At 39.7% G+C, this 22,130-nt stretch carries 17 protein-coding genes; 8 read left to right on the top strand and 9 right to left on the bottom strand.

What is annotated here, in order from left to right; all coding sequences use genetic code 11:
- Nucleotides 1–315: 315 nt before the first annotated feature.
- Entirely contained in the window at nucleotides 316–2,982 is a 2,667-nt protein-coding gene (locus CWB78_RS13430) for a bifunctional acetate--CoA ligase family protein/GNAT family N-acetyltransferase (RefSeq protein ID WP_109874123.1), read from the top strand.
- Nucleotides 2,983–2,990: 8 nt separating this feature from the next.
- On the top strand, nucleotides 2,991–3,935 hold the full coding sequence (locus CWB78_RS13425; protein ID WP_054201917.1) for an ion transporter: 945 nt from the start codon (nucleotides 2,991–2,993) through the stop codon (nucleotides 3,933–3,935).
- Between the two features lie 24 nt (nucleotides 3,936–3,959).
- Here CWB78_RS13425 and CWB78_RS13420 read toward each other — a convergent pair whose 3' ends face one another.
- Genes CWB78_RS13420 through CWB78_RS13410 form a run of 3 tightly spaced genes read right to left on the bottom strand, consistent with a single transcriptional unit; the run spans nucleotide 3,960 to nucleotide 9,107 of the window.
- Entirely contained in the window at nucleotides 3,960–8,465 is a 4,506-nt protein-coding gene (locus tag CWB78_RS13420; protein WP_138596038.1) for an EAL domain-containing protein, read from the bottom strand.
- Between the two features lie 18 nt (nucleotides 8,466–8,483).
- Nucleotides 8,484–8,891: a GNAT family N-acetyltransferase gene (locus tag CWB78_RS13415; RefSeq protein WP_138596036.1), complete on the bottom strand. Its 408-nt coding sequence runs from the start codon at nucleotides 8,889–8,891 to the stop codon at nucleotides 8,484–8,486.
- 12 nt (nucleotides 8,892–8,903) lie between these two features.
- On the bottom strand, nucleotides 8,904–9,107 hold the full coding sequence (locus tag CWB78_RS13410) for a DUF3283 family protein (RefSeq protein WP_008113353.1): 204 nt from the start codon (nucleotides 9,105–9,107) through the stop codon (nucleotides 8,904–8,906).
- 221 nt (nucleotides 9,108–9,328) lie between these two features.
- On the opposite strand from CWB78_RS13410, the gene CWB78_RS13405 reads away from it, so the two are divergent.
- Nucleotides 9,329–10,027: a transporter substrate-binding domain-containing protein gene (locus CWB78_RS13405; protein WP_075169843.1), complete on the top strand. Its 699-nt coding sequence runs from the start codon at nucleotides 9,329–9,331 to the stop codon at nucleotides 10,025–10,027.
- On the opposite strand, the gene CWB78_RS13400 is transcribed toward CWB78_RS13405, so the two are convergent.
- Entirely contained in the window at nucleotides 10,024–10,269 is a 246-nt protein-coding gene (locus CWB78_RS13400; protein WP_010391613.1) for a DUF1289 domain-containing protein, read from the bottom strand. The two genes, CWB78_RS13405 and CWB78_RS13400, sit on opposite strands and share 4 nt — an antisense overlap.
- Nucleotides 10,270–10,373: 104 nt before the next feature.
- Nucleotides 10,374–11,507 carry a 1-acyl-sn-glycerol-3-phosphate acyltransferase gene (locus tag CWB78_RS13395; protein ID WP_055012513.1) on the bottom strand — a complete coding sequence of 378 codons (1,134 nt, stop codon included), beginning with the start codon at nucleotides 11,505–11,507 and terminating at the stop codon, nucleotides 10,374–10,376.
- A 441-nt stretch (nucleotides 11,508–11,948) separates the two neighbouring features.
- Between CWB78_RS13395 and CWB78_RS13390 the strand changes: the two genes are divergently transcribed.
- Both CWB78_RS13390 and CWB78_RS13385 read left to right on the top strand, forming a co-directional pair.
- Nucleotides 11,949–12,893, top strand: a complete 945-nt coding sequence (locus tag CWB78_RS13390; protein WP_054201921.1) for a D-2-hydroxyacid dehydrogenase — start codon at nucleotides 11,949–11,951, stop codon at nucleotides 12,891–12,893.
- Nucleotides 12,894–13,068: 175 nt separating this feature from the next.
- A complete protein-coding gene (locus tag CWB78_RS13385) occupies nucleotides 13,069–13,449 on the top strand; it encodes a DUF3192 domain-containing protein (RefSeq protein WP_008113368.1) in 381 nt (126 codons plus the stop codon).
- Here CWB78_RS13385 and CWB78_RS13380 read toward each other — a convergent pair.
- The 3 genes from CWB78_RS13380 to CWB78_RS13370 form a co-directional block, all read right to left on the bottom strand.
- On the bottom strand, nucleotides 13,432–14,367 hold the full coding sequence (locus CWB78_RS13380; RefSeq protein WP_109874117.1) for a GGDEF domain-containing response regulator: 936 nt from the start codon (nucleotides 14,365–14,367) through the stop codon (nucleotides 13,432–13,434). The two genes, CWB78_RS13385 and CWB78_RS13380, sit on opposite strands and share 18 nt — an antisense overlap.
- A 55-nt stretch (nucleotides 14,368–14,422) precedes the next feature.
- Complete coding sequence (locus CWB78_RS18985; RefSeq protein ID WP_010391617.1) at nucleotides 14,423–14,554, bottom strand: Hpt domain-containing protein; 132 nt, start codon at nucleotides 14,552–14,554, stop codon at nucleotides 14,423–14,425.
- A gap of 341 nt (nucleotides 14,555–14,895) precedes the next feature.
- On the bottom strand, nucleotides 14,896–16,287 hold the full coding sequence (locus tag CWB78_RS13370; RefSeq protein WP_010391619.1) for a PhoH family protein: 1,392 nt from the start codon (nucleotides 16,285–16,287) through the stop codon (nucleotides 14,896–14,898).
- Nucleotides 16,288–16,585: 298 nt separating this feature from the next.
- Between CWB78_RS13370 and rapA the strand changes: the two genes are divergently transcribed.
- The 3 genes from rapA (at nucleotide 16,586) to CWB78_RS13355 (ending at nucleotide 21,258) form a co-directional block, all read left to right on the top strand.
- Nucleotides 16,586–19,480, top strand: coding sequence for an RNA polymerase-associated protein RapA (gene rapA / locus CWB78_RS13365; protein ID WP_010391620.1), 2,895 nt, complete (start codon nucleotides 16,586–16,588; stop codon nucleotides 19,478–19,480).
- 154 nt (nucleotides 19,481–19,634) lie between these two features.
- Nucleotides 19,635–20,288 carry a bifunctional tRNA pseudouridine(32) synthase/23S rRNA pseudouridine(746) synthase RluA gene (gene rluA / locus CWB78_RS13360; RefSeq protein WP_138596034.1) on the top strand — a complete coding sequence of 218 codons (654 nt, stop codon included), beginning with the start codon at nucleotides 19,635–19,637 and terminating at the stop codon, nucleotides 20,286–20,288.
- A 73-nt stretch (nucleotides 20,289–20,361) separates the two neighbouring features.
- A complete protein-coding gene (locus CWB78_RS13355) occupies nucleotides 20,362–21,258 on the top strand; it encodes a DUF3530 family protein (protein ID WP_138596032.1) in 897 nt (298 codons plus the stop codon).
- Here CWB78_RS13355 and djlA read toward each other — a convergent pair.
- Nucleotides 21,241–22,098, bottom strand: a complete 858-nt coding sequence (djlA, locus tag CWB78_RS13350) for a co-chaperone DjlA (RefSeq protein WP_138596030.1) — start codon at nucleotides 22,096–22,098, stop codon at nucleotides 21,241–21,243. The genes CWB78_RS13355 and djlA overlap by 18 nt on opposite strands.
- Nucleotides 22,099–22,130 lie beyond the last annotated feature (32 nt).

Below are 22,130 nucleotides of genomic sequence, written 5' to 3'. Positions count from 1 at the left end.
AACAAAGCTTCGCCGGCATGATAACCCCCATTACCTACAAGCAAGTAGGCCACAAAGAGTAAATCGTCCCTAGGCAGAACCCTCCGGGCAGCGCCTGTTTGGCATTGATGCTGCGTTATCGCCTATTTATGGGGAATAACCACACCACATAGGCTCTGCCTTGCCTAAATACCAAACAGACTGCTGCAAGTTTAACCTTGAAAGGTCAACAGACCCTAATATCAATAATAAGCATGCTCACGCTCGAAAAAACACAATAAACAGGTTACATTGAGACAGTACAGAACGCAAAACTTAATCAGCCAAGGAAACGCAATGAGTCTAAAACGTATTAACCAGTTTTTTAACCCAAGCTCTGTCGCTGTTATTGGGGCATCAAACACCGCCACTCGCGCGGGTAATGTGGTAATGCGTAACTTACTGCAAGGTGGCTTTAAAGGGCCTATTATGCCCGTTACCCCAAATCATACAGCGGTACACGGCGTATTGGCTTACCCCAGTATTGAAGCCTTACCTAAAGTGCCTGATTTAGCCGTTATCTGTACCAATAAAAACACCTTAATGAAAATTATTGAGCAGCTAGGTACGCTTGGCTGTCATAGTGCCATTATTATTGCGGATGGCTTAACCACAGTTCAAAAAAAGGCACTCAAAGAGAGCGCAGCTAAGCATAAAGTCACCCTGCTTGGCTCAAATTGCTTAGGGTTACTTATTCCGCATATAGGCTTAAATGCAAGCTTTTCTCATACTGTTGCCACGCCAGGTAAACTGGCTTTTGTATCGCAATCTGCAGCAGTTTGCTCAACTATTCTTGATTGGGCAAAAAATAAAGAAATTGGCTTTTCATACTTTGTATCTATGGGGGATTGTTTAGATATTGAGTTTGACGAAATACTCGACTTTTTAGGTCGTGATGCTAAAACCAAAGCCATCTTACTGTACATCGATAATATTGATGATATCCGCAGCTTTATTTCTGCCGCTCGAGCAGCCGCATTTTCTAAACCTGTTATTGCTATTAAAACTGGCAGAACCAGCGCAGGGGCTCTCGCCGCTGAAATACACACCGGCGGAAAACAAAGCTCAGATGCGGTATATGATGCCATGTTTCAACGTGCGGGTATGCTAAGAGTAAACGACTTACGTGAGCTCTTTGCCGCCACCCAAACCTTGGCCATGCATCCTAAGTTACTGCAAGTAGAGCAACTTACCATATTAACCAATGGTGGCGGCCCTGGAGTGATGGCCGTTGATGAACTCATTCAAAGCTCAGGAAAACTTGCTCAGCTCAGTGATGAAACTCGCGAAGCACTTAATAAAGTGATCCCGCATTCAGACACCGCAGCTAATCCGGTCGATATATTTGGCGATTCTGCGCCAGTGCGTTATAAGCATGCGTTAGAAATATTACTAAATGCTAAAGAAGTTAAAAACTTACTGATCATCCACACTCCATCAGCTTTGGCCCCAAGTGAAAATTACGCTCAGGTTATTGTTGAGGCACTAAATAAATTACCGAAAATGGCACGCCCTTATGTAATTACTAATTTTATGGGAGAAGATGCTGCTTTTGCTGCAAGACGCATCTGCGCTAATAACGCCATCCCTACCTATCGTACCCCAGAAGGGGCGGTAGGCGCCTTTATGCACTTAGTAAGCTACCGTCGTAACCAAAAGCATTTAACTCAAACGCCAGAATCAAATACTGACGATGCCACTATTAATAAAGCAGCAGCGAAAGCGACTATAAAAGAGTTTTTAAATGATGAACAACATTACTTATCAACCCATCAAGCAAGTCATATTTTAAGTAGTTACGGCATTGATTGTATTCAAACTGAAGTTGCCTACACTCCAACCGAAGCCAAAGAGCAAGCAATAGAGCTGGGCTTTCCAGTGGCATTGAAATTGATTAGCCCCAGTATTCCCTCTAAGTCTGAAGTCGGCGGTGTCGTACTAAACCTCAATGATGCGCAAGAGGTAGAGCAAACCGCATTTGCCATGCTGTTAAGAATAAAGAACACCTACCCTGATGCCATAATTGATGGTTTTTCATTACAAAAAATGGCACCTCGAGCGGGAGCTAACGAGCTGCGTATAGCCATTAAAACAGAGCCTAATTTTGGGCCGGTTATTTTATTAGGTGAAGCCGGTACAGGGCTTGAATATGCACAAGCCGCAGTCGCTTTGCCACCACTGAATATGAACCTAGCTAAATATTTAATTGCCGCCGCCCATGATAAAGGAGTACTTAAAGATCGTGTTCTGCCAGAAAAAGTAGATAAATATCGCTTGTGTTCACTACTTACTCGAATTTCTCAATTGGTCGTAGATCAACCGGATATCACCTCGTTAGAGCTAAATCCTATTCTAGCTAGTAATGGCCAGTTTTTAGTACTTGATGCCACCATGAATTTGAATCAGTATCAGGCTCAAGCACATCGAAAACGTTTATCTATTCGTCCTTACCCTATTGAACTAGTTGAACAAGTCACTTTAAAAAATAATACCTTAGCAACGCTCAGACCAATCAAACCTGAAGATGAGCAAGCACATCAAGCGTTTGACCAGTCATTAACTAAAGAAGATAGGTATAAACGCTTTTTTGGTGAGTTACCACAATTTAACCACGATCAACTCGCGAAAATGACGCAAATTGATTACGACCGCGAAATGGCGTTTATTGTTACCCAAACACAAGACGAGCAACAGCACACCCTAGGGGTTTCACGAGTGATTATGGACCCAGATAACTTACAAGCAGAGTTTGCTATTGTAGTGCGTTCTGATTGCCAAGGGCTTGGATTAGGACGTATTTTAATGAATGCAGCAATTTCTCATTGTAAGCGCCAAGGGGTAAAAACCGTTGAGGGGATCACCCTACCTGAAAACACTGGCATGATTGAGCTGGCTCGTAAACTCGGATTTAAAATTAGTCGTGATTTTGAAGAAGGCAGTATCAATATGTTACTCACATTATAATAATTATTATGCAGAAACTTAGACAAACCATCAACCAAGTATTTGAGTCTTCAGGTAAGTACCAACGGGCCGGTCACTTTTTAGATGCCCTACTAATCACTATTATTATGATAAATGTGGTGGCCATCGTACTCGAATCAGTGCATAGCATTGCCACTACGTACTACAACGAATTTTTAATGTTAGAGCTGGTATCGGTTGCCATATTTAGTGCTGAATACCTAATACGTGCTTGGACCTGTGTAGATAGAGTAAAATACGCCTCTATGGATTGCTCCAATACACAAAAGCGGATCCGCTATATTTTATCACCATTGGCTATCATCGATTTAATCGCCATTTTGCCAAGTCTATTAATGTTTTTCTTTGCTTTAGACTTACGTTTTTTACGCGTACTACGTTTATTAAGAGTATTTAAGCTCACTCGTTATTCACGGGCAATGCAGCTGTTATTACAGGCATTTATTGATGAATCAAGTTCATTGTTGGCTGCATTTTTTATTATGGCAGTAGTACTTATTTTAGCTTCATGCGGTATTTATTTATTAGAACATGACATTCAACCAGACAAGTTTGGCTCAATTCCGGCCGCAATGTGGTGGGCAATGGCAACACTTACGACTGTAGGCTATGGTGATGTTGTGCCAATAACACCTATTGGTAAGCTGTTTGGTGGTGTCATCACTCTAGTAAGCATGGGCATGGTGGCTATACCCACTGGTTTATTAGCATCGAGCTTTTCAGAGCAGGTTCGTAAACGTCGTCAGTTATTTGAAGATGCCACCCATGAGCAAATAACCGATGGAAAACTCTCCGACGAGCAATTACATCACCTTGAAGATCTTCGCTACAAACTTGGATTAAGTAAGTTAGAGGCTAATAAAGCGATAAAAGCGGAGCTTAATAAACGCAGCTCACACTTGTTTTGTCGCCATTGTGGTAAGCGCCCTTAATAAAACAATGTAATAAACGGCGCTTTAAGCTTGTGAGAATACAGGGTGCCAATCGCGCTCAATGAGCTCAAGTACTTGCTCTTTAGGCACCGCTTTACTAAATAAGTAACCTTGGAAGTAGCTGCAACCTTGAGCTTTTAAGAAGGCCAGTTGATGTGCGCTTTCAACCCCCTCAGCAATACACTCTTTACCTAAACTGCTGGCTAAAGTCAGAGTGGATTGAATAATCGCTTCATTATCCGAATCAATACCAATATCTTGCACAAAGCTCCGATCAATTTTTAATACATCGATGGGGAAACGTTTTAAATACGTTAATGAAGCATAACCTGTCCCAAAGTCATCCATGTATAGCTTACATCCGAGCTGCTTTAGTGCATCCATATTTTTAAGTGCATAGTCTGAGTCTCGCATTAAAATAGACTCTGTTATTTCAAACACAATAGCTTCGGGCGGCAGCGCTGCATTATTTAGTGCTTGGCGAATTTCAGGTATAAGCTCAGCAAACTCAAAATCAAGTGCCGATAAATTAATTGATAAATATAAATCGGGATTCACCTTGCGCCAACGCACCAACTGTACAAGTGCTCTTTTAAATGTTTGCAGCATAATTTTGGTAATTAAACCAATATTTTCAGCCACATTTGCAAACTCTTGAGTACTGGCTAGTTGATTCTCAGGCCAACGTAGTAATACCTCAAAGCCCTCAGTTTTTTGTGTAGATGTACTAATTATAGGTTGATAATAATTACAAAACTCGTGCTCGTGATACGCTTTGATCAATTGCGACTCTAAATGCAGGGCCCTTTCAACTCTTTGATTCATTTCTTGTTTATAGAACTTGTAACACCCTTCTAAACCATCTTTAGCATAATAGAGCGCCACATTTGATGCTTTTAACAGCGCCTTGTAATGCGCAGCGTCATCAGGGAAAAGCGCCACACCAATACTAAGGTGCACATTTACATTTTGGCTATTCATAGCAATGTCTATACTCACGCAATCCATAAGCTTGGTGCATATAAGTAATACTTCTTCTATTTGCTGAATGTCTTCAACTAAAATAACAAATTCATCACCACCTAAACGCGCTATGCTATCACAGGGGCGTAATGCTGTTTTTAAGCGGTTTGCCACCAGCTTAATGATTTCATCGGCGTTTTCTGTACCAAATGAGTCATTAAAGTATTTAAAGCGTTTTATATTTACATGTAATAGAGCGACTTTGCTGTTATGACGACGCGCTTGATCTATGGCATGCACAGCTCGGTCATTAAACAAGGTTCTATTTGGCAAGCCCGTTAATGAATCGTAATTAGTTAATAGATGCAGCTCGTTCTCAGCTGATTTCTGCGCATGAATATCCGTTAAAATAACCACATAGCTACTCAACCTTTTACTTTCATCCGCTACAGCGCTTATTTTAACTAACACATGACGCTGCTCTTTATTAGCCAGTACCACAGTGTCTTCACATGAGAAGTGCTCGCCTACTTCAAGCTTTTGCATAATGCGTAAATAGTCAAAATAGCTACTGCGAGTCAAACCTAAATTAAGCGAGCGAGTTGAACGAGGCTCTGCCGATACAGCAAAAGCCGTTTGCAGCGACTTATTTGAAGCACGTATGTTAAAGTTTTTATCTAAAATAAATACCCAATCTCGGGTTTGTTCAAACGCGGCGGTAAATAATCGAGCGTGTTCTTCAAACACCATTTCGCGTGTCATATTAGTATACGTACCCGCTACTTTTTGCGGTGTTGTTTCATCCCATTCAACCACTTTGCCAAAGTCTTTGTACCAGCGCCAATGACCTTTGGCATGACGTAGTCGGTAAGTACAGTTAAAGTATCCTTTGTCGGTTGATAAAAATTCTAACCACTCCAACCTAAAAATGGCACGCTCTTGTGGATGAACTTTATCTAAGTAGTCATCTAAACTGACTGAGTCGTCTTCATAACCTAACTCGTTGACCAATCTAGGCTGATAAATATTTAACTGACTCGCTTGCCAATCCCAAACACCCGACTCACTTCCCTCTAGCGCCAGCTTTAAACGGGCCTCGCTATCTTGGCTTTCTTTGTGTGCGGCTAATAAAATACGCTGTATTTTATTACGTCTCATTACCCAAGCTGTCACTATTGTGAATAACAAAACAGCATAAAGTGCTAAAAAGTAAGGGGCGCGCCATAATGGGTATTTCACTTTAATATTTAACGTTGCTGGCGGGGTATAGTCACCCGTCAACGGATCCTTTGCCCAGACTTTTAACTGATAGCTACCGGGGTTTAATTTAGGAAACACCACGCGATTATTACGGGTATAACTTTTTTTACCTTTGTCGAGCTGATATTCGTAAATAATACGTTCTTGAAAGCTAAATGACATCGCTGAAAATGCAATTTCAAGCCCTATATCATCATGATTTAAAGTAATATTTTTTAATGGCTGTTGTAAGTTAAGCGACAAGTCTCGAGACATTAAGTTAATGCGAGTTATGTTGACGTGATCTAACAAACCTTGGCTATTTTTATTCTCTTTAGGGTCAAAGTAAGTAAAGCCTTTAAGGCTACCATAGGCAATTCGTCCGTCATTTAATTTGGCCATAGCACCACTATTAAATTCAGCAGAAAGCACTCCATCTGATGTAGTAAATTGCTGAAAATGGATGGTGCTCGGGTTTAATCGCCATATTCCTTTATGACTACTCATCCAAATCATTCCCTCTTCATCAAGCACCATATCGTATAATAGTGTGCCTAATTTATTTTTATCTAAATCAATGGTATGCACTAATTCATAGCTATTGGCATCAATTCCAATCAAACCAAAGTTAGATAAAGAAAGCCACAGAATCTCTTGCCTATCTTCAACATACGAAAGAATGCTCACTGCAACATTGTCATGGTGTTTAGGTACTTTATAAAGGGTGTTTAAACTGCGCTCATCCGGGTTAAATTGGTATAACACTCCACCGCTAAAAAATAACGGCCTCTGCGGCTTTGAGGGTAATGGCGGTAAAAAGCCATAGGCTAAAAACGGGTCAAATTGAGAAAACTCGCCCTTTAATGGAGTTAGCACCTGGCTATCAACATTATATTTAAACATGCCATGATCAGGGTGAACAAAATATAAATCACCATTTTCTAGCAAGGTAATACCATGCATCCAATCGTTTATGAATATTTGGTTTTTGGGGCTGGCAGTTTTAGGTTGGGTAAGCTGCTGGGTTTGCGGGTCAAAAATAAACAGTCCTCGGTTTGAGTGTAACCAGAGTTTATTTTTATAAGGCATAATTTTGAAAACGGTAAATTCTGTGGTTAGTAAATCAACTTTATAATCTTTTAAATACACCCTTGAGGTGTTATTTTTTATATCAACAGCCGTTAAACCATTATGAGTACCTAGCCATAACTTATCTTGAAATTGTTTAATTGCCCAGACTGAGTGATGTGAAAATCCATCCCCTCCTAAAGCACTGCCCTCTACATTATAAAATTTATAGTTGTCACCCGATAAATAAAAAGCACCATCAGTTTTAGTCGCAAGCCACATACCACCTGATTTATCTTTTACCATATCAATAATACTGGTATCGGCAAGCGTGTATTTACTTTGTTGAATGCGTTTATTTTTAACCACTATTTTGGTAGTTAAATTAAAACTAAGCAGGCCTTTATCGGTTGCTAAATCAACAATCCCTTGCTGATTATCAATATCCCAAACATTCAAGTCAGCCAGTAGCTTTTCACTTGTAAATGCCTGCTCACTATTATTAAACAATGTCTCTATATTACTAATATCAACAGCATATAAGCCTTTAACAGCTCCAACCAATAACTGATTACTATCACCCAGTGCAAATGACTTCACATTGTTTTGATAGATGTGTACATCGGTTTCGCTTAAATGCTCTAGGGGGCGTACTTGTTGCGTTGCAATATTAAATACATAAGCACCATCTGTACTGCCAATAAAGATATAGCCATTGTAATGAAACAAGGTACGTACAAACGCATTTTCAAATTGCTCAGGCAGCTTAAATAAAGGAGTAATAGAGCCACTGGCTATATCAAGTTTTGCAAACACTCTGCCTTGACCAACCCACAAGGATTTATCATCTGTGGCTAACATGGTAAAAACAGACTGCTGAAGAATTTGCTCTTCTGTAACTGGTTTTTTTAAATACTGCTGATAGGTATCTGTTTGCGGGTCATACCTAAAAAGCCCTGCTAATAAGGAAGCAATCCAAATTTGCCCTTCTGGATCTTGGTATATGCGATCAATAATGGCTTCTTCTAACTCACCATTTGGGCCATTAATTGGAATAACCTGATAGCCGTCGTAGCGATTTAACCCTCCTTCGGTAGAGAGCCATAAATAGCCATTATTATCGATAAGCATAGTATTAACGTAACTTTGAGATAACCCTTCGCTTGGTGATAGCCGTTTTACTTGTGCTGTTGCAGCAACGCTAATGAGCATAAATAGCACAAACATGGCTGTGATAAACCTATTAATACTGATGCCCATGTGTTTCCTATTACTGATTTAGGGTTGCTGATATTTCAATGCGATAATATTTCGGTGCTTATATGCATCAAATAGCGTTAATAATGCAGGAGTATATGTTAACACCTGGTTAAAACCAAGTGCCTGATAAAAATCAGTAATGTGTTGGTAAGCGAAGGTGTAAACAGCGTCGGCTTGCTGACTTAAAAGAGTGCTTAGCAGCATTGTTGCCACACCAGTGGAACGATATGCAGGAGCCACAAAAACTGTCGATAAAAATAAAAAAGTCGGTTTGTGCTGCAAGCGGCACGCAGCAATAATAGTGTGGTTATCGTAAGCAACCCACAATTGGTCTTGTTTATTGGCGCGACCGCGGACTTTATATAAGGTATAAAACTTATTTATTAAAGGCGCTTTCACTGATTCTAATTGTTTAATAACAATCATAGCAAGCAGACCCTAACTAAGCATAAGTGCCAAATATTGCTCAAACTTTTGCTTTAAAAAACCTTGCTCTGCAACTGGGCGACTGTGCAGGGTATCATAAACTTGCTCACGCGTTTTCTTGCCACGCTTAATTTGATATGCCCAAAATGAAGCTTCGTAATCTAGCTGAATCTGATATTTTTGCTCTCGTGGTAAATCACACAGGTTATAACTCATATTCCCTCCTTTACTGGCCTGATAAAACTCTGATTATACGTTTAAACTTATAATAAACTAACTCTATAATGAATAAAAAGAATCTACTTTAAATAATCTAAGGGTATCAATAATTGTTAATGATAGGCTCTGCTAGATTATGACTAGAAACTGGGCAAAAGACAGCCAATTTGTTATTATACTCGCCTATCCATTTGCCCCAATAGACAGGAACTGCTGACGTGTTTAAATACTGTAAAGGGTTACTTGTATTAATAGGTTTAATTTTTAGTAATTCGTCATTTGGCCATAGTTACAGCTATACATTTAATCGCCCGCAGAACACCCAGCAAGCAAATTATACTATTGAGCTATTACAATTAGCGTATACAGATATGGGCTTTAAATTAAATATTATCGATTTTAATCGTCAAAATGCATTATTTGCAGCAAACAGTGGCATGTTAGATGGGCAGCTTGCTCGTGATATTAGTATTGAAAGTGCATACAAAAACTTAATTCGGGTTAACTATCCGTTATTCAAATTTAATCTTGAGCTTTATAAGCACTGTGAACCCAGCTCTACTAAAACAATGGATAGCGTTGCCATTATAGCCAGCTACCCTGTCCAACAGCGATATTTAGACAGTATTGATTTTCAAGGCAAGGTTATTGAGGTAAAAAATAATACCACTCAATTAAATTTACTGATCCAGCAAAAAGTAGAAGCTGCATTACTGATTGATTTTGCGATGGCCAATAAAACCATTCCTCCCGCTTTAGGCTGTTATGAAAAACAAGTGGTTGCTACCTACCCGCTTTATCATTATTTACATATCAGTCATGCGAGTATTGCTCAACAGCTTGAGGCTACACTTAAGAAATTACACAACAATGGCACGGTCGCTAAACTCAGATCAAAGTACAAACTACAATTTTAAAAATCAAAGCCTTGCTGTTGTGCTGGCGAAGCGGCTTGCGCAGCTTTCTTTTTTTGCTGTAAATAACGTTTATAGCGTTGTTGGCATAGGCTCAATACTTTCTTTTTTTGCGCATTGGTCAACGAATTCCACGAAAATCGCTCATCACGACTGCGATAACATCCTTTGCAGTAACCCCGATTATTAACCAAGCAAATACCTTTACAAGGGCTAGGAATATCAAATATTTCAATTTGTTGCATCAAACCCTCCAGTATAAAAAAGTATAGCTTGAGTATAGCGCTATTTTTGTTTAAAAAAAAAGCAGCAAATTAATTGCTGCTTTTATCTACGCCTAAACTGTTAATTAATGTTCACAGCTTTGTTCATCTACTTGTGTTTTTCTATGGTAGGGCTTAGCGTACATTGCTAGTACTAAAGGCCTTAATTCTTCTGGCACTTTTGCTAAACGCTCTGCAAATTGCGCTGCATCATTTTTATTTATAACCGCTTCAGTACAACCACCTGCAATATAGTTGCCTGGGTGTAAATAAAACGAATCAATTATTTGCTTATCAATGGTTTTTGCCAGCTCATCTGCACTATCGCAATCTGACTGAATAGGCTGGCCAAACGATAAGTGCACATGCCCTTTGGCTGAACTAAAGCCTTCAACAATACTAGCAATATCTTCACCCGCCGATTTCACATATTTACCATGATGTTGTTTATGATAGAGCTCTTTTGCCTTCGCTATTGCACAGGGTTCATATTGGTAAGATATTGCAACCGGCACCACTTTTAGCTCTTTAATGTACTCACCAAACTCTTTCTTTTGTTTACGTCCATTTAGTTGTAGCATTTTTAACAATGCAGGATCGGTTTGATCTACACCGTCTTTAGCCCGACCTTCTTTTTGAGCAATCCAAATAGAATGCCCACTACTAAGCGAGTCATAAATATAAGCCGATAACTGAGTCAACGCTTTTAACATCTCTTTTGGAGCTTTAGCTGAGCGTTTTACAATAAAGCTTTTATTCAAACGCATAAGCTCAGTAATGTAAGGAATTTGCAATAAGTTATCACCAATCGCAATTCTCACTGTTTTCATTTTATGCTGATAAAGGCCCCAATTAACTAATGCAGGGTCAAGTACAATGTCTCTATGATTTGAAACAAAAAGATAGGCTTGATTAGGGTCTAATGCCTCTAAACCTGAAAAAGTAACGTTTGATGTGGTGCGCCTTACTAATTTATTTAAATAATGCGCCACTTCGTTTTGTACATCTTCAACTGTTTTAACTTTGCCCCACTTTTTACGCAACTGATGTTTTATTATAGCGCGTGCTAAAAACCCAACTGCGGATATAAAGCGTGGCAAATTGTACTTTGCTATCACATCAAGAAACGCATTATCGTTAATTAATCGCGTTAATGAGGCGGCAACTTCATCGTCATTGTAAGGTCTTATATCTGCGTACTTATCTTCTAATTCAATCATTTACTGCATCTACAAAGTTAAAAACGACACGCTAAAACGTCCCGTTATGTCTGATTTTGATTATAACTCAAGCAAAAGTACGAAACTAGCAATACTAAAGTTCGATTTACTGAGTTTTCATAGCGTTATAGTTTAGTACTGAGCATTATTGTCAGACTAACTGCCTCATGTGTATAAACTATAGCTATTAATTATTAATTCAAATGGATAGACCTTACTAATTGCACTTTGTTCAAGTTAACTTAGCAAGGCAGTTGGCCATAATAACATGCAAGTTAACCCTCAGTGGGCAGACCACATTTAAATATAGCTCTACAACTGCTAATGTAAACGCAATCTGATAAACCCAATAATATTCAAATAGATGATACTCTTTTTAACACAAGCACTTCGCGTACTGGGATTATCATTCTTTTTACACATACACTATTAGGACACATCGTGAACATAACAATTCTTGATAACGCCACACTGGCAAACACCTCACTTGATGGTATCTCAGCACTTGGAGATCTTACCGTGCATCAGCTAACTAGCCCAGAGCAAGTGTTGGCACATAGCCAAAATGCCGAGGTGTTAATCACTAACAAAGTAGTGATTAATCGTGACACTATGACACAATTAAAATCGTTGAAACTCATTTGTGTCAGTGCAACTGGCACTAATAATGTTGATTTAGATGCCGCGAAAGACTTAGGCATTGCAGTTACCAATGTTGCCGGTTATTCAACCCCTTCTGTTGTTCAGCATACCTTTTCGTTGATCACTAACTTATTAGGTAATACTCACCGCTATCAAGCGGATTGCCAGCAAGGCGCATGGCAAAAAAGTGACATGTTTTGTCGACTTGATTACAGCTTTAATGACATTCAAGGTAAAACATTGGCTATTATTGGCGGAGGTACTTTGGGTAATGCAGTATCTAAAGTAGCTGAAGCGTTTGGCGCTGAGGTGATTATTGCAGAGCGCAAAGGCGCAGCGTGTCGCGACGGACGCACCCCGTTTGAAATAGCAATAAAAACAGCAGACATTATTAGCGTTCACTGCCCACTTAATGATGAAACACGCGACTTAATTACACTTAATGAATTAAAAATGATGAAACCGACTGCGCTAATTATTAATACCGCACGCGGCGGGATAATCAATGAAGCAGACTTAGTAGAAGCATTAAAAGCCAATATTATTGCCGGTGCCGGCGTTGATGTGCTGACCAAAGAGCCCGCTGAGCTTACTAATCCTCTGGCTAATTATACGGGTGATAATTTACTACTTACCCCACATATCGCGTGGGCGAGCACTGAATCTATCGTGCGCTTAGTAAAAGAAGTGAGTTTAAATATTGCAGCATTTAGTCAACACGAGTCGCGTAACCGCTTGGTTTAATGCCATAAAAGTAACTTAGTCAAAATTACTAAAAAGTGGCTTTTTAGATTTATATTTTAAAAAAGCCACCACCCCACCAAACACAACAAAAACAACCCATTGATTTTTAAGAATTTAAAAACTGGCTTGGTCTTTGCTATATTGTTTTTAATTAATCATCCAGGGTAATAACAAAATGAAAAAAACACTTTTAATCGCTGCACTAACTGCTCCTTTTTTAACGGGTTGTGTAATCGCTGTATCTGATGGCGAAGCAGAAGGTCATTGGGCAGGCAATAGTTCTTCAAGCTGGCAGGCCACACATAAAAACAATCGTGAAATCATTTCAGGTCTGGCAATGGATAGCTCGTATCAGTCAGTATTAAACCAACTAAAAACACCTAATTTCACTGAATTATTAAAAAAACAGGATGATGTTTACCAAGTGTTGTTTTACGCAACACACAGCATTCATTCAGATGGAAAAATGACCAAGGATGAATGCACACCATTAGTATTTAAAAATGACAAATTAGTGGGGATTGGCAGCTCAGCACTATCAATGCTGACAAACTAAACGCTCACATGTTCCTATGGGCGCCAATTCAATCGCATTGCGCCCTGACTTTTTAGCATTATATAAACCTGAGTCAGCTTCTTCTAGCAATGCCTTCTCTGTGTATGCTTGACTGCTCTCACTTGAGGCAATACCAATGCTAATAGTAATGTGTGAAGCATTTAACGATGCGTTGTGCTCTATATTCAAATCATTAATGGCTTCACGTAACTTATTAGCAAATGCAATAGCCCCTTGCTGATTTGTTTCTGGTAATACGGCTACAAACTCTTCACCACCATAACGGGCAACAAAATCACTGCCGCGCTCACATTGCGCCGCTAGAGTTTGCGCCACAGCTTTTAAACACTCATCGCCAGCACGATGACCGTAACAATCGTTATAGCGCTTAAAGTGGTCAATATCGATAAGCAATACACACATTGAAGAGTTATTACGCTTACTTCTTCGCCACTCTCGCTCTAAATTTTCATCTAAATAACGTCTGTTAGGTATTTCTGTTAAACCATCAATAGACGCAAGCATTTCTAATAAATCGTTTTTTTGCTTAATAAGTAGTTGATTGCGTACACGCACTTTAACAATTGAGGCACAAAATGGCTTTGCAATGTAATCCATTGCGCCTAATTCTAAACCTTTTGCTTCGTCTTCATGAGAGCTGTTCGCTGAGATAAAAATAATGGGGATCGCATGGCTAAGGCTACTTTCTTTAAGTTCCACCAGCACGTCGTAACCATTCATGCCAGGCATCATGATGTCTAAAATAATTAAATCTACTTGCGTATGCTTAACAAATGTCAACGCCTCTTCGCCACTTGCCACTAAGTAAACCTCATGCTCATCACTTAAAGTTCTTTCTAAAATGATTCGGTTAAGCGCATCGTCATCTACAATTAATATTTTTGCTTTATTTATCATTGCTTACATCTAAACTTTTTATATAAATTTGCACTCGCTCTAACTGTATTATTAATTATTTAATTGCAGCTGCAGCGTGCTTGCCATCCGCTTTTAATATTTGCTCAGTGTGTTGAGCACACAATAATAATCGGTTAAAACCTAAATTTCCTGCTATCCCTTTTAAACTATGCACTAAGCGTACCATTTCAATAGTATGGTTACCCCTTCACATTTAATAACGTACGCTCCTATAAAAAGAATGTATCAATTACTGTTTAATACAGTCAAAGCTTATTATTTATCAAAAATGCCTAACGAGATATGAACAAGTAATGAACTTAAATAGACCTGGCATAGCTTTAAATAAATTCATATCTTTTTTCTGAAGATCGATGTGTAGATATTTGACAAGCTAGGTATACGTATTAATTAAACGTCAAACTGTTGACGTGTAATTAAGCGCTTTAATAAGCGATGAATCACCTAGATTAAATACTTAATTTTTGGCTCAATAATAAAATAGTAGATTATCGAGCCAAAGAACACTTATAAATTCTCCTCTGCAAATGACGCTAGTCGACTTCTTACTACACCATTAAGATTAACAGTAGCGCCGCCTTCAAAGTGCTTAAATCGCTCCACAATATAGGTAAGTCCAGAGGTAACAGCGGTTAAATAATTACTGTCTATTTGTGCTAAATTTCCGGTACAAATAAGTTTAGTTCCTTCACCACAGCGGGTAATTATGGTTTTGAGCTGAGAAGCCGTTAAGTTTTGGCTTTCATCTAAAATCACCACCGCATTTTGAATGCTTCGCCCACGCATAAAGTTCACCGATTTAAACTGAACATTGGCTTTTTCCATAATGTAATTACGGCTTGAAACAGGGTTCTCATCTCCTTTATGCAGCACTTCTAAGGTATCAGTTATTGCAGCCAGCCAAGGCGCCATTTTCTCTTCCTCGGTGCCAGGTAAAAAGCCAATCGATTCGGCAATTTCAGGGGTATTTCGGGTTACAATCACTTTATCGTAAACACCTTTTTCAATCACCATCTCAAGTGCACATGCAAGCGCCAGTAAGGTTTTACCACATCCCGCAGGGCCGGTTAAAATAACAAGTTCAATAGAAGTATCGAGCAGTGCATCTAGTGCCATTGCTTGGTAAATATTTTTTGGCTTTATTCCCCAGGCGCTTTGATGCATTAGTCGCTCTGCACCAATATCTTTAATGGTAATATGCTCACCATCGTAAGATTTGACTCTAGCGGCAAACTGATCGCCATCATCAAGTAAATACTCATTACAAAACACATCTGGGATTAAATCTTTAGGGATATGATGGACTGTTTCACGCCCGTGTTGCTCAGTGTTACACTCGCCAACATGCTGCCAAAAATCACCAGTAATTTTTTTATAGCCGCTGGTAAGTAAGGCGATATCGTCAATAAGCTGATCGGTACGGTAATCTTCAACATATTTAAGCCCCGCCCCTTTGGCTTTTAAGCGCATGTTGATATCTTTAGTAACCAGTATGACTTTTTTATCACTGTGCTGATTTTGTAAGTGCACCGCACAATTAATAATGCGGTGGTCGTTTTCATTGCCCGGTAAGCCGGAAATAGAATCGGCAAATAAATGGTCGTTTACAATCAGTAAGCTTCCCGTTAATCCGCCTTGTTTATTACTTGGTAGCGCAACCCCTTGTAACATTTGCTCGGGAGAGGCCTGGCTGAGTACTCCATCAAGTCCACGAATGGCCACTCGGGCATCGCGACTTACATCGTGTTTTCTATCTTTAATGTGATCAAGCTCTTCCAATACAGTCATTGGAATAACCACTTGGTGTTCTTGAAATGACAAATACGCGAGGGGTTCATGAAGCAATACATTGGTATCTAGCACATACATTTTACTATCAAGGTTCGAAGCTTTTTCCATAGCACTTTCCTTACGTTTTATGATTTTTATGCTATACCCAATAAACTAATCAGTGTGACTAATAAACTTGATTAATTACTTAGGTATAATTTGAGTTTAGTCTATTTGTCATAAAAGTCTGTTTTATGACAAATATCATTTAGTTTGAATTTCCTACAAAATCGGCGCACTAATCAGTGCTTATAGATAGGAATAATTCACACTTATAAAATTAATTAAAAGTCAGGCAAATAGCGCCTTGCAGTGGTGTTATCTAACAGGTAACATAGCCGCCTTTTTCTTCATAGACGAGACATACATGAATTTTTCCTTAGGTCAGCGTTGGATCAGTGATACAGAGTCAGATTTAGGATTGGGCACCGTTGTTGCCATTGATGGCCGCCAGGTCAGCATTTTATTTCCTGCCAGTGGTGAAAACCGTGTTTATTCTTCTGCAGAAGCTCCGGTAACCCGCGTAGCATTTAATCCTGGTGATGTGATCCGAAGCGTTGAGGAGTGGGAATTACAAGTTGAGTCAATTGAAGTACAAGGCGAATTACTGTGCTATCACGGTGAACGTATTGATAACGGTGAAAAAGTACAATTAAAAGAAACCTTTTTAGACCATTTTATTAAATTTAATAAACCACAAGACCGTTTATTTGCAGGCCAAGTAGACCGCTTTGATCGATACACTTTGCGCTACCAAACTTGGTTACACCAATTTGAACGCCAACAGTCACCTATTAAAGGTTTAATTGGCCAACGTGCCAACCTTATTCCGCATCAGCTTTATATTGCCCAAGAAGTAGGTAAACGTTTTGCGCCACGTGTATTACTTTCTGATGAAGTAGGTTTGGGTAAAACCATCGAAGCTGGCATGATTTTACATCAACAAATTATTACTGGTCGCGCCAGCCGTGTGCTCATTGTGGTACCTGAGAACTTGCAGCACCAATGGTTAGTAGAAATGCTACGCCGTTTTAATTTACGTTTTTCTATTTTTGATGAAGAGCGCTGCGACGAAGCGTTTGCTGATTCACCTAACGTATTTGATACCGAGCAACTGGTGCTTACCAGTCTTGAGTTTTTAACTAAGAAAAAACGTTGGTTTGAACAAGCTACGTTGGCCGACTGGGACTTATTAGTCATTGATGAAGCCCATCATTTAAGCATTAACAACAATAAACCTAGTGCCGAATACCAACGTATGGCTGAGCTGAGCCAAGACATTCCGGGGTTAATTTTATTAACAGCAACGCCAGACCAACTGGGTCATCGTAGCCACTTTGCACGCTTACAACTGCTCGACCCAGATCGCTTTTACGACTACGACGTATTTAAGGAAGAAGAAGCAAACTACAAAGATGTAGCCGAAGCTGCTAACCAACTACTGCAAGAGCAATCATTAGATGATAACGCTAAAGCAACCTTGATTGAGCTATTAAAAGAAACGGATATCACCGATATTCTTGAAACAGCACAACAAGGCGACCTTGAAGCACGTAAAGAAATTTTAAATATGCTTTTAGACCGTCACGGTACTGGGCGCATTTTATTTAGAAATAGTCGCAGTGGTATTGATGGTTACCCAAGTCGTAAATTACACGCCTACCCTATGGCTTTACCTAAGCAATACAAAACAGCAATGACTGTACTAGGTAATATGAGCGGCATTCAAAATGCTGAACTCAGTGCACAACGTGCACTTTTCCCTGAAAAAATATTTCAAGAGTTTGAAGGTGAAAGCGCCAGCTGGGGTTTATTTGACCCCCGTGTAGATTGGCTAATCGAAACGCTAAAAACTCTCAAACGTGAAAAAGTATTACTCATTTGTGCTAAAGCCGAAACCGCAATCAGCCTTGAGCAAATATTACGTGAACGCGAAGCAATTAAAGCCTCAGTTTTCCACGAGGGCATGTCGATAATTGAACGAGACCGCGCCGCGGCATTCTTTGCCGATGAATACGATAATGCTCAAATATTATTGTGTTCTGAAATTGGTTCAGAAGGCCGTAACTTCCAATTCTCACATCATTTAGTGTTGTTTGATTTACCGCTCAACCCAGATTTACTTGAGCAACGTATTGGTCGCTTAGACCGCATAGGACAAACACAAGATGTGAACATTCATGTGCCTTACTTTGAAAATACGGCACAGGAAGTATTATTGCGTTGGTACAATGAAGGTCTAGATGCATTTGAAAGCACTTCAACCACAGGGCAGTTATTATATAAAGAGTTTAGCGAAGACTTACTTGAATATATTGCAGCTCATAATTGTGACGAAGATGAGCTAGACCCATTGCTTGAGCAAGTAGCACAAAAGAATGCAGTATTACGTAAGCAAATGGAAAGTGGCCGAGATCGCCTACTAGAACTGCATTCATCAGGGCAAGGCGCTGCTGATTCACTTGTAGCTGACATTGAAAAACTCGATAATCAGTTTGAGCTACCAAGTTACATGATCAATGTGTTCGACACCTTTGGCGTAAGCCAAGAAGATAAAGGTGAAAACACCATTATTTTAAAACCCACTGAGCATATGCTTAACGCGTCATTCCCTGCTTTAAAAGAAGATGGCATGACGGTAACATTTGACCGTGATACCGCTCTTTCACAAGAAGATGTTCACTTTATTAGTTGGGATCATCCTATGGTGCAAGGCACTATGGACATGATTTGCGATGATGACTTTGGTAGTGCGTCAGTGGCGTTACTTAAAAACAAAAAGTTACCACCAGGAACATTCTTTGTTGAGCTAATCTTTGTTGCCGAAGCAATGGCACCAAAAGTACTGCAAGTGGGCCGCTTTTTACCGCCTACGCCTATTCGTATTTTACTCGATAAGAGCAGTAATAACTTAGGCGAAAACGTTGGCTTTGATGGCTTTAATCAACAGTTATCTGCGGTAGGTCGCCAAACAGCAAGTAAATTAGCCGGTGCATTACAAAGTGCGGTTCATCCGATGATCAACACAGCAAAAGACATGGCTCAACAAAAGCTGGATGTTATTCGTGCAGAGTCATTAACTAAAATGCAAACATCGTTAAGCGAAGAGCAGCAGCGTTTAGAGGCACTTAAACAAATAAACCCAAATATTCGCCAAGAAGAAATTACCTTTTACGATAAACAACGCAATGAGCTAACCGCACATATTGAAAAAGCGCAGTTAAAACTCGATGCCATTCGTTTAATTGTGGTTTCGCACTAAGGGATCTAGCTGTTAGCTATAAGCTGTCAGTCGTTAGTTAAAGATTAACTAGCGTGTGTATTGAAAAAAGCGCGATATTTATATCGCGCTTTTTACTTGAGCCTTTGCGCTCGCTCCACTAAAATAGCGCACTTCAAAATCACTGAGGTCTGCCGTGTTAGTTAATTACAATCCCCCTATGAGCCCGTATTTAACTATACTGTTTCAAGACGATGATTTACTTATTGTAAATAAGCCTAGCGAGTTACTCACCGTACCAGGTAAAGACCCAAAACATGCCGATAGCTTAATTAATCGCGTCAACCGTGTTTTTCCTACGGCTAAAATTGTTCACCGTTTAGATATGGCTACCTCAGGAATACTTTGTTTGGCAATGAACAAAGCCGCTCATCGGCATTTAAGTATGCAATTTCAAGAGCGCGAAACGGCAAAACGTTACATTGCGCGAATTTATGGGCAGCTTGAAAATGAAACCGGCTCCGTTGATTTACCGCTTATTTGTGATTGGCCGAATCGCCCTAAGCAAATGGTTGATCACGACAATGGCAAACCCTCGCTTACCCATTTTAAAGTGCTTGAACGTGAAGTACAGGCAACCCGTGTAGAGCTTACTCCTATTACAGGGCGCTCCCACCAGCTGCGAGTGCATATGCTAAGCTTAGGCCACCCTATTTTAGGCGATCGTTTATATGCCCACAAAGACGCGCTTGCTGCGGCACCTCGATTACAGCTGCATGCACAAATGCTGCAACTAAAGCATCCTGTTACAGAGCAAGTACTCACGTTTGAAGCTGACCCCGAGTTTTAAATAAACACGCTAATAGCTAAACTTTTATAGCCTCGCGCCGATACCTAAATAATCTTTATTGTTTGGGTTCATTATGGTTGTTGCGCAATTTATAAAAATGTCACTCTGTGCATTGTCAGCTGTTTGCATATTAATGCATTGGCAAACATATGCAGTGGAACATATAGCTCCTACAGCCCACTCAACTATTATTGAAAATGATATTAAACGCTTAGCACCAGGGGATGAAATTAAAACCATTGAGCTTGGCGACACCCCATTTTTAACCTTACATCGTGAATACATGAGCGCTGATTTTAGAGGTGTGGTGATTCTAATACCCGACTGGCAATCGAGCCCTACAAACAATTCTGGCATGAACTTTTTGCGCAAAGAATTAAATAATCATGGCTATAGCACTTACGCTATGACGGTGCCCGATATTAATTGGCAAGCTGCAGAGCAGAGCAGCGAGGCAAATAATCAACCGGCTACAGCAGATAACAGCACGCCAACTGAGCCGCCTCATCATGTTGATTATATTGAGCAGGTCAATATTGAGGTATTAGATAACTACAAAACAAATTTAATTGCTCGCTATGAGGCGCTTTATCAGCAAGCAAGTGAAGCCTCGAATGATATTGTGGTTATTGCTCAAGGAACCAGTGCGGGAGTATTAATGGAGCACTATGCTGATTTTTCAGATTTACAGATCAATGCATTTATTAGTTTAAGTAGCTTTTTACCAAATTCACAGCGTAATGCGCGTTTGAGCCAAACCACTTCTTTAGTGACACCGGCGCTATTAGATATTTATTTTTCAGGCGATCATAACGATATCTTAATGAACCTTAAAAACCGTCAGCGTTGGGTTAACCGTAATGCAAAGTTTGATTACCGCCAGCGCCAGCTATTTGGATTACGCGATGCGCCGCAGCAACATGCACGCTTGAGCAAAGAAATAGACGGTTTTTTACGCCGCCTTTTTTAAATACTCGTAAGCAGCTTGAATATCTTGACTTTTTTTAACCGCGACTTCCATCATATGCTTAGGTAAACCTTGCGATACCAGTTTATCAGGATGGTGCTGAGCCATAAGCTTTCGGTACGCTACTTTAATATCACGTTGCGACGCGTCTTTATTTAATCCCAATAAGGCCAATGCCTGCGAGCGATTCATATCATTACTTGGCGGTACATGATGTCCTGAGCCTTCTCGGTAACTACTGCTCTGACTTTGCTGCTGTCTAAAGCGCTGTTGTTGCTGCCTAAAATTAAACTCAGCTTGGTAACGTTTTAGCACAAACGCAAAGTGCGCTTTAGATACACCCAACTGTTTGCTGACTTCTTGTAATAATTGCTTTTCTTGTGCGGCAAGCACGCCATCAGAAAACGCCATTTGAATTTGAATTTCTAAAAATAACTGCAGTAAATCGTAACGTTTAGCAAAACGTTCTTTAAAGTCATAAACCGTGTCTTTGAGAGAAAAGTCGCTATCTTTACCTGATTGAAACGCTTGTTGAGCTTCACGGCGTTCTTCGCCTTTTAAGTCCATTTCATCCATAAATAGCGTCGCTGCTTTAATGTGAGTTTCGCTTATTCGCCCATTTGACTTGGCAATATGCCCCATTACTGCAAAGCAGCTAGAAAAAAACAGTGCTTGGCGTTCGTTAACATCATCGCCTTTAAAAAGGTTAGAGAAGCCGCCAGCCTGATCAAAGTCTTTCTTTAGACTTTTATCAAACATATGACCTAGGTATAAGCCTAAAATGGCGCCAAATATTTTGCCAAACATAAAACCAAAACAGAAACCGAGAATTTTTCCCCACATTTTAAAACTTACCTCTAGTGTTTTATATTTAG

The sequence above is a fragment of the Pseudoalteromonas sp. S1612 genome (assembly GCF_005887175.1).
GTDB classification, from domain to species: Bacteria; Pseudomonadota; Gammaproteobacteria; order Enterobacterales; family Alteromonadaceae; genus Pseudoalteromonas; species Pseudoalteromonas undina.
The sequence above is the reverse complement of the archived record's forward strand: the minus strand, read 5'-3'. Positions and strand labels throughout refer to the sequence as shown.

What these genes read in the sequence shown, in the direction of transcription:
- CWB78_RS13430 (WP_109874123.1), top strand. Translation starts at nt 316, where the DNA reads ATGAGTCTAAAACGTATTAACCAGTTTTTTAACCCAAGCTCTGTCGCT.
- CWB78_RS13395 (WP_055012513.1), bottom strand. Translation starts at nt 11,507, where the DNA reads ATGATTGAATTAGAAGATAAGTACGCAGATATAAGACCTTACAATGAC.
- CWB78_RS13400 (WP_010391613.1), bottom strand. Translation starts at nt 10,269, where the DNA reads ATGCAACAAATTGAAATATTTGATATTCCTAGCCCTTGTAAAGGTATT.
- CWB78_RS13415 (WP_138596036.1), bottom strand. Translation starts at nt 8,891, where the DNA reads ATGATTGTTATTAAACAATTAGAATCAGTGAAAGCGCCTTTAATAAAT.
- CWB78_RS13420 (WP_138596038.1), bottom strand. Translation starts at nt 8,465, where the DNA reads ATGGGCATCAGTATTAATAGGTTTATCACAGCCATGTTTGTGCTATTT.
- CWB78_RS13370 (WP_010391619.1), bottom strand. Translation starts at nt 16,287, where the DNA reads ATGGAAAAAGCTTCGAACCTTGATAGTAAAATGTATGTGCTAGATACC.
- djlA (WP_138596030.1), bottom strand. Translation starts at nt 22,098, where the DNA reads ATGTGGGGAAAAATTCTCGGTTTCTGTTTTGGTTTTATGTTTGGCAAA.
- CWB78_RS18985 (WP_010391617.1), bottom strand. Translation starts at nt 14,554, where the DNA reads ATGGTACGCTTAGTGCATAGTTTAAAAGGGATAGCAGGAAATTTAGGT.
- CWB78_RS13385 (WP_008113368.1), top strand. Translation starts at nt 13,069, where the DNA reads ATGAAAAAAACACTTTTAATCGCTGCACTAACTGCTCCTTTTTTAACG.
- CWB78_RS13380 (WP_109874117.1), bottom strand. Translation starts at nt 14,367, where the DNA reads ATGATAAATAAAGCAAAAATATTAATTGTAGATGACGATGCGCTTAAC.
- CWB78_RS13425 (WP_054201917.1), top strand. Translation starts at nt 2,991, where the DNA reads ATGCAGAAACTTAGACAAACCATCAACCAAGTATTTGAGTCTTCAGGT.
- CWB78_RS13410 (WP_008113353.1), bottom strand. Translation starts at nt 9,107, where the DNA reads ATGAGTTATAACCTGTGTGATTTACCACGAGAGCAAAAATATCAGATT.
- CWB78_RS13355 (WP_138596032.1), top strand. Translation starts at nt 20,362, where the DNA reads ATGGTTGTTGCGCAATTTATAAAAATGTCACTCTGTGCATTGTCAGCT.
- rapA (WP_010391620.1), top strand. Translation starts at nt 16,586, where the DNA reads ATGAATTTTTCCTTAGGTCAGCGTTGGATCAGTGATACAGAGTCAGAT.